We start from the raw sequence: 16,720 nt of genomic DNA on the forward strand, positions 1-16,720 counted from the left end.
ACCTACACATGATCCACGTCATCATTACATCGCTCCCACGCCACGAGGCCTTAACCGCCAAGATAGAAGCAAGTCAACCTAGGCACGCCCCATGCAAGCGCTAATCCGCATCCAAAAGGAGCAACCGAAATGGAAAACGAAACCGCACGCCCCACCCCACCCAAACAAACCCCCGACGATCCAAACATGGCCGACCGCCGCCTAAGCGACGAACAACGCAAGCAATCGAAGCACGAACCCGCACCGCCCGAAGGCAGCAAGGGCCAAAACCTCCCCGATCCGAAAGACGTCGGCGAAGCAGGCTAAAAGAAAGCACGCATGTTCGAAATCGGCAAGACTTGCTACCCCGCTTTGCAAAAGCGCCGTCGACCCCGCAGTTACCGATAGCTTTTGTTGTATGGTATCCCTAAGCTATCCAAAACCCTGATCAAAGCGCGCCTGGCAACGCGTGTCGTCGATTACTCGAAGCAAGGACGCTCATGCACGATCCTGCTCACTTTCTCCCGTCGTTCGTCTGGCGCGCGGCGCGTGACGGGAGCATTCAATACGGCAATCCGTGGGCATGCCGTTATCTGGGCATTGCATTTCCCGATCTCGTCGGCCGTCATTGGAAGGCCTTCGTGCATGCGGAAGATGTGCAGCCCGTTCTCGATGCGTTGCGCCAAATGCGCGACGGCACGCTGCTGCGTAACGTCGATGTCCGTCTCCTGCGCGCAGATGGCGTATTCCGCTGGCACACGCTGCATCTACAGGCGCGTCGCGATGACGAAGGGCAAATCGGCGAGACAGTGGGCGTCGCCATCGACATTCACGAATGCCGGCACGCGTGGGCCATGTACGAAGCGGGCGAACGTCGTCTGAAGGCAGCTTTCGCGGGCGCGCGCATGGGCGCGTGGGAATGGGACATGAAGACGCGCGTGGTGCGCATGACCGCGCAACTCGCCGCGTTGTATTCGTTTCCGCCGGGTACCGAGGCGGTCATGCTGTCCGAAGTATGGGACCGCGTGGCGCCCGAATATCGCGAGCCGTTTCAGCGCAAGCTCACCGAAGCGCTGCGCGAAGGCGGTCCGTTCGAATTCGATTTCATGCTGCTCGACGGCGAAGAAGGCATGCGCCGCTGGCTGCGCATGCGCGGGCATCCCGAGTTCGATCGTCATGGCGTGCTGACGCGCGTGTATGGCGTGAGTTTCGATATCAGCGCGCAGCGAGCGGATGAGGAACGCCTGAGCCTGAGCGAGCGGCGTTATCGCGCGCTGGTGGAATCGACCGGCGCACTCGTTTGGGCAGCGGACGCCACCGGCGAAATACGCCCGTCAGGCGGCGAATGGGAGCGCTTCACGGGCCTGCCGCCCGAGCGTTTGTCCGGCTGGGGCTGGCTCGATTTCATTCACCCCGACGACCGCGAAAATATCCGCCATGCGTGGCTGGATGCGGTGAAAGAAGGCATCCCCATCACGCTCAACTTTCGCATGCTTCGTCGCGATGGTTTGTACCGCATCGTGCAGGCGCATGCAGCGCCCCTTTACGATGCGCGCGGTCATCTGCAGGAATGGTTCGGCACCACGACCGATGTCACGCCGCAATACGAAGCGCAAGCTGCCATCGAAGCGCGCAGTCTGCGTCTCACGGTGGCGATGCAGGCCGCGAAGATTCATATCGTCTCGCTCGAACTCACGACGTGGACCATGCAGTTCGAAACGGGCGGCGAGCCGCGCATCGACGAAGTGCTCACGTATGACGCCGCGCTCTCGCGTGTGCATCCCGAGGACAGCAAGACGCTCGATCGCTATCTGCAACGGCTGGCGGCAGGCGACGATCCCGGCGCACCGTTCGAATTTCGCGTGCAGAACCTTCACGGCGAACGATGGATGCAAGGCAGCGCCCTGCTCCAGCGTGACAACGAGGGCGAGCCGTTGCGCATCATCGGATGTCTGTTCGACATCACCGATCGCAAATCGATGGAACTGATGCTGCGCGAAGCGGGCCGTCGCAAGGACGAATTCCTCGCGATGCTCGCGCACGAACTGCGCAATCCGCTCGCGCCGATGCGCACCGCCATCGCCTTGCTGCACAAGGATCATGCCGTGCACAGCGGCACGCGCGAACTCATTGCGTTGATGAGCCGGCAGGTCGAGCACATGACGCGCATCGTCGATGATCTGCTGGAAGTGTCGCGCATCACGCAGGGGCGCATTGCGCTTCAGCTCGAAGCGATACTCGTGGGCACGGCGGTGTATCACGCGGTCGAAACTATCGCGGGCATGGTGGAAGCGCGCGCGCAGCACATCACCGTCGATGTGACGGATGCCACCACATGGGTGTGCGGTGATGTCACGCGTCTCTCGCAGATTCTCGTCAACGTGCTGAACAACGCGAGCAAGTACACGCCCGAAGGTGGACGTATAACGGTGAGCGTGCAGGCGGATGAGGAGTGGGTATCGATCGTGATCGCCGATACGGGCACGGGTATCTCCTCCGATCTGCTTCCTAAGGTATTCGAACTATTTTCTCAAGGCGAGCGCACGCTGGACCGTTCGAACGGCGGGCTGGGTATCGGCTTGTCGCTCGTCAAGAAGCTGGTGGAGATGCACAAGGGCACCATCGCCGTGCAAAGCCCCGGGCCGGGACTCGGCACCACGGTCACCATTCGTCTGCCGCGTTTGCATCATCATGAGCGGCATTCGGCGCTTGCCTTATCCGATGCGAGCACGCAGAAAACGCGTCAGTCCTTGCGCATACTCGTGGTGGACGATAACCGCGATGCCGCCGATTCGCTCGCCATGCTGTGCGAGTCGGAGGGGCATACGGTGCGCGTCGCGTATTCATCGGCAGAGGCGCTTGAAATGGCGCCGCCGCTGCAACTGGATGTCGCGTTGCTGGATATCGGCCTGCCGGATATCGACGGATACGAGCTTGCGCGCCGCATGCGACGCAAAGGTGAGCGCACGCCGTTGATGATTGCCATCACGGGCTATGGACAGGCCGAGGACCGGTTGCGCGCGCAGTCGGCGGGCTTCGACTATCACTTCGTCAAGCCGGTGAACGTGGAGAGTTTGCTCAAGCTGCTGGCGTCGCTGACTGTTGCGCGGTGAATCGTGCAGAATGAGGCGTGATCGATAACAGCACGGAGACGCCATGAGCACGCCACCCATCAGCCGCTATCCCGTTCCTTCGCCGCAGGACTGGCCTGACGATATTCGCGCGCGCATTCTTGAAGTGCAGGAGAAAGCGGGCTTCGTGCCGAATGTGTTTCTGACGCTGGCGCATAGGCCCGATGAGTTTCGAGCGTTCTTCGCCTATCACGATGCGTTGATGCTCAAGGAAAGCGGTCTCACGAAAGGTGAGCGCGAGATGATCGTGGTGGCGACGAGCGGCGTGAATGATTGCCTTTATTGCGTGGTGGCGCATGGCGCGATTTTGCGCATCTATGAAAAGAACGCGTTTGTCGCGGATCAAGTCGCGGTGAATCATCGTAAGGCGGATATTTCGCTTCGGCAGCAAGCCATGCTTGATTTCGCGGTGAAGGTTTGCATGGATGCTGGCCGTGTGGATGATGCGGATTTCTCCGTGCTCCACGCTCATGGTTTCAGCGATGAAGATGTGTGGGACATCGCGGCTATTACGGCGTTTTTCGGGTTGTCGAACCGAATGGCGAATGTGATTTCGATGCGGCCTAATGATGAGTTTTTTTTGATGGGGCGTGTGCCGCGTGAACGGTGATCCTGCTTCTTCTTGCAAAGGGCTGCTGTTGGTGGGGGTTTTATTGCAGTAGCCGCCTCCCCGGCGGGGGGGTAACTTTCTTTGCTGCTGCAAAGAAAGTCACCAAAGAAAGCAGCTTTTACCCCTCCGCACGCTGGCTGGAAAGTGTGGTCTGAATTAACGATGCAGTGGCCGCAATAGGACTTTCCACGATTAACGCGCCGCTTAGGCAACCTGGCGATTGCGCGCTCGATTCTTTTGGTCCTAGTGGACCGCATTCATTCAATCGGCCATGCGCTGCGCGCGCCGAGAGCTTTAGAACGGAACCCCGCAGCGTATCAGCGCCCAGCCACCTCACGCCGCATCGCACCTCTCCCATTGGGCCCTACCTTGGAAAGCGCTTCTGGGGCAACGTGCGCACACCAACGCAACTCACTTTTCGTCGGAGCACTAACCAAGGTAGGACCGAATAGCAATCTTGCGGGGAAGCGTGAGGTGGCTGGGCGCTTATACGCTGCGGGATTCCGTTCTAAAGCTCTCGGCGCGCGCAGCGCATGGCCGAAAGAATGAATGCGGTCCACTGAGATCCAGGGATTCGAGCGCGCAATCGCAAGGTTGCCCAAGCGGCTAGTTAAGCGAAGGAAGTCCTATTGCGGCCACTGCATCGCTTAATCCAGACCAACCCTCTCCAGCCATCGTGCATGGGGTAAAAAGCTGCTTTCTTTGGTGACTTTCTTTGCAGCAGCAAAGAAAGTTACCCCCCCGCCGGGGAGGCGGCTACTGCAATAAAAGCACAAACAACAGCAGCCCCTTGCACGACAAAACAACGACGTATCACCCAACACACCTAACCAAATCCCCAAAAAAACGCATAGGCCGAAACGAAACCGCCGACGCATCGGAATTAATCGCAAGCCGCACAAGATAAACGGCATACGCCGGCACTTCTCTCCAGATCGAATAAAAGTCAATCAACCGAAACACCCGCGGATAAGTGCCATAAACGCGCCTGACACCGGCATGCCCAAACGCCAACCGCGCCCGCGCCAGATGATGAAACTGGCTAACCAGCATGACACTCGCCATGCCATGCGCACGCATATAGGCCACCGCGTTACGCGCACTGGCAAGCGTGTTATCACCTCGATCATCCACGACAATGGCAAGTGCATCCACACCCTGCTCGACGAGATAACGCTGCATCGCGCGAGCCTCATCGAGCCCCGGCCCATCGATGCTGCCACTCACGAACAAGACAGGACACATCCCATCGCGATGACAACGCACCGCAGCATCGAGCCGCGCAGCGAGAATCGGCTTCGGCGTGCCGTCGCCGTAAAGCGCATTGCCGAAGACAACGGCCAAGTCGGCCTTCGCATACGGCATGCGCATACCCGTCACGCAGATCCCAACGACCGCTATCAGCCACGCGATGACAACCCACCGCATGGCCGACCACAACGGCTTACGCTTCCTGATGCGCCGCATCGACAGGCATCGCCGGAACGAGTTGTTGCAGCGAGCCGCCGGAAAGACCAATCTCGCCCAGCAGCGAATCGATCAACGGCGCATGCGCGCGATACGCCAGCGCCGCCGACATCGCCTGCTCCGCAAGATTGCCCGCAGCCGGTGCGCCCTCGCCCGCGTGCGCGCCACCCGAGCGGTTCAGCCCGTCCACCTGAATGATCTTGATGCCGTCGATGGCCTTCATCGGCGCGACGGTCTGCGCGATCACCGAAGGCAGCGCCTGCAACAAGGCGAGCTTGAACTTGAGGCTCGTCTGATCGGACGACAACGCGTTGATCGAATCGTTGAGCGCGCGTTGTGCTTCCGCTTCGGCCAGACCCTTCTTGCGGTCCGCTTCCGCCAGTTCGACGATGGCCGCCGCCTTCATCTCCGCCGCTTCGCGTTCGGCGCGCGCGTTGGTCGTGATATGCACCGCGTTCGTTTCCGCCTCCTGCGCCGCTTCGATCAGCGCGACCTGCTTCGCGCGATCCGCTTCGGCCGTGCGGCGCGTGGTCTCGACCAACTGTTCCGCCTTCACGGCTTCCGCCAGCGATTCGTTCGCACGCGCCTGCGCCTGCGATTGCGCCTCCGACTTCTGCGCGATCACGATCGCCTTCTCCTGCTGCGCGATCTCCGTCACCTTCGACTGATCGATTTCCTTCACGCGCACTTCACGCTCCGCCTCGACCTTGCGCGTGCGCACGGCCTGTTCGCGCTCGATTTCCGATTCCTGCACCTGACGCTCCGCCGCAATCCGGCTCTGCTCCGCTTCCTGATGCCGCTGCGCCTCGAACGTCGCGATGCGCGAGTTCTGCTCGGCCGTGCGCGTCTTGACCTGCTGCTCCTGTTCGAGCGTCATGAACGCTTCCTGCTGCTCGATTTCGAGCTTGCGGGCGAGCGCATCTCGGTTCTTCTCGCGCACCGACACTTCCACGTCCTGCTCGACCTCGTTGCGCTCCTTGCGGCGCCGCTCGGTTTCCTGCGTGAGCTTGGTGAGACCTTCGGCATCGAACGCGTTGTTCGGATCGAAATATTCCTTCGATGTCTGATTGAAGTTGGTCAGCGACACACTTTCAAGTTCCAGTCCGTTCTTCGTCAAATCTTCGGCGACGGTGTTCTGCACGCCCTGCACGAAAATTTGTCGGGCATCCTGAAGATCCTGCATGGTCATTTGCGCGGCGGTGGAACGCAACGCATCGACAAACTTGTCATCGACGAGCGCGCGCAGATGTTCCGGCGCGAGCGTGCGCTGGCCGAGCGTTTGCGCGGCGGTCGAGACACCTTCCGCGCTCGGCTTCACGCGCACGAAGAACGCCACCACCACGTCCACGCGCATGCGGTCCTTGGTGATGAGGCTATCGCGCGTCGCGCGGCTCACTTCGAGCTTCAGCGTGTTCATGTTGATGGGGATGACTTCATGAAACACCGGCAGCACGACCGCGCCGCCGCTCATGATGACCTTCTGCCCGCCGAGCCCCGTGCGCACGAACGCGCGCTCCGCCGATGCACGCACATAAAGCCGCGCGAAGATCATGCCGATCACGCACAGCGCAATGAAAATCGCCGCTGCCGCGATGCCGTAAAACATGAGACCGTTCATCATTTTTTTCTCCGGGTGAAACGAAAATCGAGGCTCGATGAAGCCTCTGCCAACTTAAAGCGCGACCGCGCGAAACAAGGAATCCGAGGCACGTTCGACAATGACGATGCGCATGCCCGCGCTCAGGCGCTCGCCTTCGCGCATCGGTTCGACGCGCAGATAATGCGGCTGGCCGAAGCGATCGACGAAGCGCGCCTGTCCTGGCGTGTCCTTCGACGCATCCGCGCCCACCATCTCCGCGACTGCGCCGATGAATTCGTTCTCCGTGAGCGCACTCGATTGGATGGCGGGAACGAATCGCGCGATGACAGCGCTCGCGTGGCGCGTGAAGAACAGCGCAGCAAGCATCGCCACGGGAATGGCCAGCCCGAGATGCACCGCTTTACCGGCAAGCGCATGAGCCGCACATTGCAGCGACACACCCGCAAGCGAAAAGCCAAGCAAAAAGAGCGTGAGAATCACGAGCAAAGGCACGCGTCCCACATGCAGCCATGAAAGGCATGACGCTGCGAAACCGCTCTCGGCGTGATCGAAGGCGAAGTGCCCGGTCAGACTGAAACCGATCAGCAGCGCGACGAGTTCGAGCACGCCAAGCGCGAGCATCGCCGTGAAGGCGACGACGAAGGGGGCGTACTCGGGAAGCAGCAAAGGAAGGAACAAGGGGTGCGCCGAATAGTCAGGTCCGTGAAAGCGACGATATTCTGCATCACCCGGGCATCTCGAAAAACTGTTTTATTTATTCAGACATCCAAACGATTCAGTTCGAGCACGGCAAACCCTTCCCGTTCCTCTTTGGCGCGACGCTTGGCCAGCGCCGCCGCTGCGCTCACATGCGCGCTGCCACGCGCGACGCCCGGCCCGACCTGCACCGCGCCCACCGACAGACGCACGAAGCCGAAGAAGGTCGGACGGGCCAGCCGGTCTTCGCCGGGAATGCCGCCTGCCAGGCGTTCTTCAGGCGAGTAGAACCGCTTCACGATATCGTTGAACAAGGTCATGGCACGCGACGCGCGCTCGCGCCAGTCATCGCTCTGGAACAGCAGCAGGAAATCGTCGCCGCCGATATGCCCCAGAAAATCGCGCGTCGGCTCGCAGGCGGATGCCAGCGTGCTGGCCGCCGTCTTCAGCACTTCGTCGCCCTGCCAGTAACCGTGACGGTCGTTGAACGGCTTGAAGTGATCGAGATCGAAGTACGCCGCCACGAAGCCCGCGCCATTCGCGATCAACCGGTCGATGTGCGAGTTGAGCGGCACGTTGCCGGGCAAGAAGGTCAGCGGGTTTGCATAGCGCGCCGCTTCCACGCGCACTTCGGTCACGGCGCGCACCATGCTCGCGCCGGTCGCGAGTCCCGCATAACGCCCGTTCTCGGTGACGATGAAGCCATCGGACAGATAAGGCTGATCGTCGTTGGCGAATAGCCGTGCGATCTGTTCGAGCGTCGAGCCGCGTTCCACGATCAGCGGCGCGGTATTGGCGAACTGCATGCAAGGCCGCTTGCCGAAGACCTCACGGTGATACGGCAGCGCGTATTGATCCAGAAACGAGCGCCGGCCGATGAGCGCGACGGGCCGATCATCGTCGAGAATGGCGACGGCGTGCAGCGACGGCATTTGATTGAACAGACGCACCACGTCGTCGTTGCGTGAACGGATGCTCAAAGTAGGCGCTTCCACCAGCATGCGGTCGAGCATGACGGCGTTCATGTCGGCGGTCGCGCCGGTGCGCGTGTGCGCGGGATATACGGCGATCTGCACGGAGCGCAGCGCGCGGCTGACGGCATCCGGCAGGCGCGTGGGCGGCGTGGCGGCGGGACGTCCGAGCAAATAACCTTGCGCGCACGCAATGCCCAAATCGCGCGCGATTTCCAGATCCGCCTCGCTCTCGATACCCTCCGCGATCAGCAGCGCGCCGCTCGCCTTGCCGAAGGAAACCATCGCTTTGACGGCTTCGAACTTGAGCGCATCGCGCGCAATGTCGGACACGAAAAAGCGGTCGATCTTCACGTAATGCGGAGCCAGCCGCACCCACAGATTCATCGATGAATTCGCGCTGCCGTAATCGTCGAGCGCGAATTGCGGCCCGGATGCCCGCAACGCACGCACGCTCGCGCCGAAACGCTCGGCATCGGTAATCACGCTTTGTTCGGTCAGTTCGACCACCAGCCGCGCCGCGTCGAAGCCGCAATCGCGCGCCATGTCGCCGGGGCTTTGACGCGCATCCGCCGCCGCTTCGATGGCCGCCGCGCTGAAATTCACGAACAGCAATCCCGCACAGCCGAGACGCGCGAACGACGCAATGCACGCGCGCGCCGCCGCATGTTCCAGTTCGATGCCGCAGTGTTCGTGCGCCGCCTGCTCGAACAGCGCGGCGGGCGATTCCTGCACAGTCCCGGCCGGCCCGCGAATGAGTCCTTCGTAACCGATGATCTCGCCATCCGCGAAACGCACGATGGGCTGAAATACGGGCTTCAGCGCGTCATCCGCGATGAGTTGCGCGATGCTGCGCGGATGGTGATCGGACACGAGGCTTAGAGACATGGCCCTGGGCTTTTAGCGAATTATCGTCAGAGGTAACGGTCCGCTTGTACCCGAGTTGAATGAATCTTTCGTGAAGCGGCGCACCGGGCCGGTGCGTCGCTCGATTTTTATCCCGCGCGGCGTTGACGCACGGCCTTCGCGAGCAGTTCGAGCACCGGCTCGGTTTGGGTCCAGCCGAGGCAGGCATCGGTCACGGACACGCCATGCTTGAGCGGCACGCCCGGCTTCAGATCCTGACGCCCTTCTTCGAGATGGCTTTCGATCATCACGCCGGTAATGCGTTTCTCGCCGCCCGACAACTGCTGCGCGATATCTTCCGCCACGTTCACCTGACGCAGATGCGACTTGTTGGAGTTCGCATGCGAGCAGTCGATCATGACCTGTTCGCGCTGGCCGAGCGCCGCCAGCGCCGCGCAGCTTTCCGCCACGCTTTGCGCGTCGTAGTTCGGCCCTTTCTTGCCGCCGCGCAGGATGATGTGGCAATCGTCGTTGCCGCGCGTTTCGAAGATCGCCGCCATGCCCATCTTCGTCATGCCCATGAAGGCGTGACTCGCGCCCGCCGCGACGATGGCATCCGCCGCGACCTGCACGCCGCCATCGGTGCCGTTCTTGAAGCCGATGGGACAACTCAATCCCGACGCAAGTTGCCGGTGACTCTGGCTTTCCGTCGTGCGCGCGCCGATGGCGCCCCACGCGATCAGATCGGCGATGTACTGCGGGCTCAGCAAATCGAGAAACTCGGTGGCGGTAGGCAAACCCAGTTCGCTGATATCGAGCAGAAGTTCACGCGCGCGGCGCAGGCCTTCGTTGATACGGAAACTGCCGTCCAGACGCGGATCGTTGATATAGCCTTTCCAGCCGACCGTGGTGCGCGGCTTTTCGAAATACACGCGCATGACGATGAACAGGTCGGCGCGCAGCCGTTCGGCGACCGTCTTCAGATGCCGCGCGTATTCCATCGCCTGATCGTGATCGTGGATGGAGCACGGTCCGACTACCACCACGAGCCGGTCATCGCGGCTGTGCAGAATATCGGCGATCGCCTTGCGGCTGTCTTCCACCAACGCCTGAACGCCGGTGGTGACCGGCAGTTCGTCGAGCAACAGCGCGGGCGAAATCAGCGGACGCACCGCGCCGATGCGCGTGTCGTCGATGCGAGTGGTGTCCTGCGTGGCGTCGGCGACGCCCGCTTCCCGGTCGCGGGAGGGATTGTCGATGCGGCTCAAAATAAGCTCCGTCATGCGTTATCGTTGCAAAAGCAATGCGTTCGGTGCGGAAAAACCGCGTGCGCAGAGCAAGCAGCGCAAACCTCGATTATCGCACTTCGCGCACGCAAAAGCCGCAAATCGTCCATGAAACGTGCCGGGTATCATGATTGCGAATACTTCATTCTTTAAAAGGGAGCACGGCCATGCGCATCGAAACATCGTTTTTGTTCGACCTCGACGGCACGCTCGTCGATAGCGTCTATCAGCATGTGCTGGCGTGGAAGGAAGCGCTCGATGCGGAAGGCATCGAATTGTCGGTGTGGCGGATTCATCGCAAGATCGGCATGAGCGGCGGGCTGTTCACCAATCAGCTATTGCGCGAGACGCATGGGAAGATCAGCCCGGAAGTCGTGGAGCGGCTGCGTCATCTGCATGCGGAGGCTTATATGCGGCTGCGCGCGCAAGTGTGTCCGCTGCCGGGTGCGCGCGAACTGCTCGCCGCGCTGACGGAAGCGGGCACGCGCTGGGCCATCGCCACGAGCGGACGCATGGAGACGGCGGCGGTGAATCTGGAAGCGCTGGGCGTGGATCCGGCGAAGCAAGTGGTCGTGACGCGCGACATGGTGAAGTACGCGAAGCCTGATCCCGATCTGTTCCTCGCCGCCGCCGCGAAGCTGAATGTGCCGATCGAAAATACCGTGGTCGTGGGCGACAGCATCTGGGACATGCTGGCCGCGCGTCGTTGCCGGTCGCTGGGCGTCGGTTTGCTGTCGGGCGGATATGGCAGCGATGAACTCGAACGTTCGGGCGCGCTGCGCGTGTATGAAGACCCCGCCGATCTGCTGCTGCATCTCGACGAGGTGGCGGCGCGGCCTTGAACTTGCGATGCGTCAGAACGCGTGGCGCACGCCGACCGTGACGGACGTCTGCGTGCCCGTCGACGATGGCGAGAGCGTGTTGATCATCGCCTGACCGAGCGCGCTGCCCGGCGGCGCGCCGCGCACATGTTGGTAGATGCCTTCGAGATAGAAGTCCGTGCGCTTCGACAGGCTGTAGTCGGTCTGCAGCATGACCGTGTTCCACGACGGATACGCAATCGACGTATTGCTTCCATACGCGCCGTCCGTGAAGGTGTACGCCGCCGACACGCTCCATGCGGGCGTGAGCGCGTACTTCACATTGGCTTCGTAGTTATCCAGCCTGACGGTGCCATCCAGCGGCAAGTAACTGCCTGATCCGATGGACAACACGCTCGCCATGTTGTCGATCTGCGTGTGACTCCAGACCAGGCCGACCGTCGCAGGCCCGAATACCGCCGATGCCCCCGCGCCCCAGATGCGCTGCCGTTGCGCGGCGAAGTTCGCGCTGCCATCGCCAAGCGATACCGCGCCCGCCGGATTCGTGCCCGCGAGCCCGCCGCCCGCGTTGTTGAACTGAAGATAGCCGCCCGCGACCGTGAACGGCCCCTGCGCATACGATGCACCGAAACTATACGAACGGTTATCGCCGAAACCGCCCGCGCGATTGCTGAACGAATACATGCCTTCTGCCGTCAGCCCGTAGAACGTCGGCGAAACATACTTGACGGAATTGTTGACGACCACGGAATCCGCCGCGAGGTTGTCGTTCTCGAACGGATGCGCGGCGATACTGCCGCCCCAAGTATTGAATTCGGCCGAGAGCGGGCCGAGCGTGTCGTTGAAGGCATCGTATTGACGCCCGAAGGTGAGCGAACCGAACGACTCGTGTTGCAGGCCGACCCACGCTTGCGAGCCGAAACCATCGCCCGCAAAAGCCTCGGTGCCGTTGTTCAGATTGAAGCCTTGTTCAAGCTTGAAGTTGGCCTTGAGACCCGCGCCGAGATCTTCGGTGCCCTTGAGGCCGAACACCGTGTTCTGCGTGTTGCTGGAGAGCAGTTGCCAATTGCTATGGCCGCCCTGATTGTTCGTATAGGTCACGCCCGTGTCGATCAGCCCGTACAGCGTCACGCTGCTCTGCGCATGCGCGGATGCAGCGAAGCCGGTGAGCACGGCGGGCAAGGTCAGCGCCAGCAAGTTTTTTTTCATTGTCGAAAGCTCCCTCGTACTGCTTTCTGCTTCGCGTCGGAGCAGGCCGTGTGCCTTGCAAGCTGTGTGCAAGGTACGACGACCGCTTCGCTCTCTCAGGCAGATCGATGCTACGACAAAAAAATTCCTCAGGCGCAAGGTTGACGCTAATTAGCCACGCAAACTCGCGTGCGCCGCTCGCTCCACCCCTTCCGGACGGTAGACGCGCACGGCCGTGTCATGGAAGAAGGCCTGTTGATCCGCGCCCGGCCATGCACGCACCAGTTCACGAAAGCCTGCCAACAGGCCGTCGAGTGAAACGAACATCTTGTCCACCGGAAAATTGCTGCCGAACATGAGACGTTCAGCTCCGAACAATGCGTGAAGCGCATCGATCACGGGCTGGTTGGCTTTCACGCTCCACGGTTTGCCCGGCTCGCACAATCCGGACACCTTGACAAAAACGTTCGGCAGTTTTGCAAGTTCCGACATGGCTTCGCGCCAGCCGCGCAGCGTTTCCTCGGAGCGATCGCCCGGAACGCCCGCATGATTCACGATCAGCCACGTCTGCGGAAAATCGCGGGCGAGACGAGCGGCTTCCGGCAACTGCCGCCACGATGCCTGGAGATCGAAATGCAGCCCGTTTCGCGCAAGCAAGGCGTAACCCGCGCGCCAGCGTTCGTCGGACATGAGCGTCAGGCCGCGTGCATCCGGCGCGCCGGGTTTGTGACGCACGCTGCGCACACGCGTGACGGCGGCTTGCGCGGCGAGCACTTCGTTGGCGTCATCGCGATCGAGCCATGCCTGCGCGACGATCGCATTCGGCCGTCCCGTTTCGCGCGCGAGTTGCGAGACATAGCGCGTCTCGCCGAGCGGATCGCGCGGGTCCCATTCCGCCTCTACATACACGCTTCCGACGATGCCCTGACCTGCCGCATCGCGCAAATAATCGGATGGCAGATACGTGTGCTTGATCGACGAGTAATCCCCATAACGATGCGGCACGAGCACGCCCGGTTCGAGCCACGGATAGAGATTGTCTTCGAGGTCCCAGAAGTGGTGATGCGCATCGATGACGGGACCGTCGTACAGCGAACTCATGCACGCGCTCCTTTTGCACCGTGGCCGAAGTCGATCAGCAACGAGCCGACGAGATAAGCAAACGCCGCCGCCGCGAAGAACAGAATGACGGCATTGAAACCGCCCGTCGCATCGACGATCACGCCCACGGCAATCGGCACGACGATCGCGCCGCCCGTGCCCGCGAAATTCATCACGCCGCCGACGAGGCCCACTTGCTCGCGCGGTGCGAGCATCGCCGGAATAAGCCAGTACAGGCCGCCCCACAGATGGAAGAACACGCCGAGCGACAGCACCGCCACCGCGAGCCGGATATCCGACACATACGGCAACGCCAGCAGACACAACAACGACATGCCGCCCGACACGCCGAACAGAATCTTGAACGCGATCTTGCGCGCGAACCGCCGTTGCAGCCAGTCGGCCGTCACGCCCGACAGAATCTCGCCGATGGCGCCCGCCAGAAAGATCAGGAACGTGGCGAAACCCATGCTGCGGATATCCAGCCCGCGCCCGATCGACAGATAGTTCGGCCCCCACGTGACGAGCCCGAAGAACACCATCGCCCAGCCAATGCGGCCGATCACCATCGCGGCAAGCGTCGAGCGCGGCAGCGGCGCGGTCTGCGCGCCACCCACTTCGCCCGCCGCGAGTTTCTGTTCGCGGATGAACCGCGCTTCCTCCTCCGCAATGTTGGGATGATGCTCCGGCGTCTCCCGCAACATGCGATACACCACCAGCCCGAACACGATGGTCACCACGCCCACGATCAGAAACGCCGCGCGCCACGACCCCGACAACGCGATCAGCGCACTGATGGCAAGCCCGCCCAGCGCCGAGCCGAGCGGCGCGCCGCTGTCGATCAGCGTCACGCCGCGTCCGCGTTCGGCGGGCGGCAGCCACGCGGCCGTGAGCTTGGCGGCGGCCGGCATGTACGGCGCTTCGAACACGCCCAGACCGATGCGCGACAACAGCAGCGTCAGCCCGTTGACCGCGAAGCCCGCGACGCACTGAAAGCCGCCCCACAGCACCGCCGAAATACCGATCATGCGGCGCGCGCCGAACTTGTCGGCGGCCCATCCGGCGGGAATCTGAAACGTGCTGTAGGTCCAGAAGAAGGCCGAGAGAATCAGCCCTTGCAGCGTGGCCGCGAGATGGAATTCATGCACGATGGTGGGCATCGCGATGGACAGCGACATCCGGTCGATGCAGTTGATCGTGTAGAGCACGAACAGCAGCGACACCATGCGCCAGCGCGTGGTGGATGCGAGCGAACGCAGCGAGGCGCGCGACGGAACGGCGGACAAATCGGATTGCATGTCTCCTCCTGTTTTATTGATACGCCTTTTGCCGGCGCTTGGCTGATAGGTTGATATTCAGAGCGATGGATTGCGCAGCCACGCGGCGTGCAGCGCCGAGCCTTCGAGATCGAGCGCATCGAGCGGAATGAGTTCGCCGTGCTTCACGTTCTTGACGAGACGCTTGTTGGCCGCGAGATAGAACGGCGCGGCTTGCGCGGCCTTTGCGCTTTCCATCAGCAGCGGTTCCGTGCCTTCGATGGTGTGATGATGACCGCCCATTGCAAGCGTTTCGCCTGCCGCGAAATCACGCTGCGCACGCGCGACCATGCGGGCGTGCGGCAACTGATTCGCGCTGCCGGTCGGCTGATTGAGCAGCACGGCGGAGAACAGGCTCATCGGCGTTTCCAGGCCCATCAGGTGATAAGGCAAGTAGATGCACGCATAACGCCCGTTCCTGCCGACGACATGGCCCTTCTGCCTGAGCATTTGCCATGTCTCATCGTCCTTGCAGCGCACGATGACGAACACGCCGCCGCCGAAGCTCAGGTCATCCGGACGACGCAGGCAGTTGAAGACATCGACCACGCCGGTGCGCGTGAGAATGCCGCCGTCTTCCTTCGGCACGAAAATATCCGCGAGTTCCGTGAGGCGCGCGAGCGGATAGTTGAGCGCATCCGTTGCGGGAACGAAGCCCGTCGAATTGGCGACGACGTTCATCTCGCAGTAATCGGGCGTCGCGCTTTGCGGCAGCATCGAAAGCGCCTTGCTGCGGGCGGCGAGCGTGGCTTCGATATCGTCGCCGAGCGTCCAGCAGTCATCGAGCGAAGCGGTGTGATGTGCATCGAGATAATCGACGGTATGCGCGTTCGGATCGTAGATGAAATCGTATTCGCTGGACTTGCCTGCCGCGATCACTTCGAAGCCGAGCACGCGCGCCCACGTGACCAGACCGATCAGATTGCTCGGCTGATCGCCGTCGGGCGTGGTGTACGTGACGCCATGTTCCAGCGCGAGCCGGTTGAGGTACGGACCCACGACGGAATCCGTTTCCTTGGTCGCCATCGCTACGTGAACGCCGCGCTTCAATGCGTTTTCCGCGATCTGCACGCTGACTTCGGGATGACCCGTCGCTTCCACGACGATATCCAGTTCCACGTTTTCCAGCAGCCAATAGTCGGGAACCAGCGCGATACGTCCGTGTGCACGCGCGGCGCGGACATCGGCGGCGTTATTGCAGACGCGCGCGGCATCATCCGCGAAGCCGAGCGAGGCGAGCGCGGTGAGCGTGCCGTCGATATTGATATCGCACAACGCGGCGATTTCGATGCCCGGCAACGCGCGGCATTGCACGAGCAGCGAACGGCCGAACCCGCCCTTCGGACCGACGAGCGCCATGCGGATCGTGCGGGTGTCGAGCGCCTTGAAGAGGTGTTGATAGTTCATGGTGAAGTCGAGTGTGAAGGCCGCGTGAAGCGTGTCTCTCGATAGTTGGGATTCGATTGGTATACCAAAATCATCGCGTTTTCGGACGCTTGTTGTTCGCTGCTATTTCTGGCGCTTACCTAGAAGAACAATCAATTCCTTCAAGGGATTGACCGGACGTCGAGGACAAAATCCACGTCAGTCTCCGCAAAATCTTTATCGGTTTGCCGCGACTTTCAGCCATTGCTTTCAATTTTGGTATACCGAAATTTAAGACGAACCGATGAAGCCGTCAAGCGCGGCATCGAACATTGATGCAGCG

At 61.6% G+C, this 16,720-nt stretch carries 13 protein-coding genes; 4 read left to right on the forward strand and 9 right to left on the reverse strand.

Translation table 11 applies throughout. The annotated features are described in order from the left end of the window. Window positions 1-129 precede the first annotated feature (129 nt). The 3 genes from ACZCWR_RS30360 (at window position 130) to ACZCWR_RS30370 (ending at window position 3,720) form a co-directional block, all read left to right on the forward strand. Complete coding sequence (locus tag ACZCWR_RS30360; RefSeq protein ID WP_487305367.1) at window positions 130-306, forward strand: hypothetical protein; 177 nt, start codon at window positions 130-132, stop codon at window positions 304-306. A gap of 173 nt (window positions 307-479) precedes the next feature. After that, a complete protein-coding gene (locus ACZCWR_RS30365) occupies window positions 480-3,092 on the forward strand; it encodes a PAS domain-containing hybrid sensor histidine kinase/response regulator (protein ID WP_487305368.1) in 2,613 nt (870 codons plus the stop codon). Between the two features lie 43 nt (window positions 3,093-3,135). Beyond that, window positions 3,136-3,720: a peroxidase-related enzyme gene (locus ACZCWR_RS30370; protein ID WP_487305369.1), complete on the forward strand. Its 585-nt coding sequence runs from the start codon at window positions 3,136-3,138 to the stop codon at window positions 3,718-3,720. Between the two features lie 813 nt (window positions 3,721-4,533). On the opposite strand, the gene ACZCWR_RS30375 is transcribed toward ACZCWR_RS30370, so the two are convergent. The 5 genes from ACZCWR_RS30375 to ACZCWR_RS30395 all read right to left on the reverse strand — a co-directional run bounded on the left by ACZCWR_RS30375 (window position 4,534) and on the right by ACZCWR_RS30395 (window position 10,568). Further along, complete coding sequence (locus ACZCWR_RS30375; RefSeq protein WP_487305370.1) at window positions 4,534-5,187, reverse strand: YdcF family protein; 654 nt, start codon at window positions 5,185-5,187, stop codon at window positions 4,534-4,536. Next, entirely contained in the window at window positions 5,165-6,808 is a 1,644-nt protein-coding gene (locus ACZCWR_RS30380) for a flotillin family protein (protein ID WP_487305371.1), read from the reverse strand. The genes ACZCWR_RS30375 and ACZCWR_RS30380 overlap by 23 nt, the downstream gene beginning before the upstream one ends. Window positions 6,809-6,859: 51 nt before the next feature. Beyond that, window positions 6,860-7,465 carry an OB-fold-containig protein gene (locus tag ACZCWR_RS30385; protein WP_487305372.1) on the reverse strand — a complete coding sequence of 202 codons (606 nt, stop codon included), beginning with the start codon at window positions 7,463-7,465 and terminating at the stop codon, window positions 6,860-6,862. A gap of 80 nt (window positions 7,466-7,545) precedes the next feature. Beyond that, window positions 7,546-9,342, reverse strand: coding sequence for a GGDEF domain-containing protein (locus ACZCWR_RS30390; RefSeq protein WP_487305373.1), 1,797 nt, complete (start codon window positions 9,340-9,342; stop codon window positions 7,546-7,548). Between the two features lie 107 nt (window positions 9,343-9,449). After that, complete coding sequence (locus tag ACZCWR_RS30395; protein WP_487306191.1) at window positions 9,450-10,568, reverse strand: 3-deoxy-7-phosphoheptulonate synthase; 1,119 nt, start codon at window positions 10,566-10,568, stop codon at window positions 9,450-9,452. A gap of 185 nt (window positions 10,569-10,753) precedes the next feature. On the opposite strand from ACZCWR_RS30395, the gene ACZCWR_RS30400 reads away from it, so the two are divergent. Further along, complete coding sequence (locus ACZCWR_RS30400) at window positions 10,754-11,428, forward strand: HAD family hydrolase (RefSeq protein WP_487305374.1); 675 nt, start codon at window positions 10,754-10,756, stop codon at window positions 11,426-11,428. Between the two features lie 12 nt (window positions 11,429-11,440). Here the strand turns inward: ACZCWR_RS30400 and ACZCWR_RS30405 are convergent, their stop codons facing one another. The 4 genes from ACZCWR_RS30405 to ACZCWR_RS30420 all read right to left on the reverse strand — a co-directional run bounded on the left by ACZCWR_RS30405 (window position 11,441) and on the right by ACZCWR_RS30420 (window position 16,419). Further along, on the reverse strand, window positions 11,441-12,616 hold the full coding sequence (locus tag ACZCWR_RS30405; protein WP_487305375.1) for a porin: 1,176 nt from the start codon (window positions 12,614-12,616) through the stop codon (window positions 11,441-11,443). Window positions 12,617-12,766: 150 nt separating this feature from the next. Beyond that, window positions 12,767-13,696 carry an amidohydrolase family protein gene (locus tag ACZCWR_RS30410; protein ID WP_487305376.1) on the reverse strand — a complete coding sequence of 310 codons (930 nt, stop codon included), beginning with the start codon at window positions 13,694-13,696 and terminating at the stop codon, window positions 12,767-12,769. Beyond that, complete coding sequence (locus tag ACZCWR_RS30415) at window positions 13,693-14,994, reverse strand: MFS transporter (protein ID WP_487305377.1); 1,302 nt, start codon at window positions 14,992-14,994, stop codon at window positions 13,693-13,695. Before ACZCWR_RS30415 ends, ACZCWR_RS30410 begins: the two co-directional genes overlap by 4 nt. Window positions 14,995-15,051: 57 nt before the next feature. Further along, window positions 15,052-16,419 (reverse strand): NAD(P)H-dependent oxidoreductase, encoded by a 1,368-nt coding sequence (locus tag ACZCWR_RS30420; RefSeq protein ID WP_487305378.1) that lies wholly within the window; start codon window positions 16,417-16,419, stop codon window positions 15,052-15,054. Window positions 16,420-16,720: the final 301 nt, after the last annotated feature.

The organism is Caballeronia sp. A2-2 (assembly GCF_057612605.2).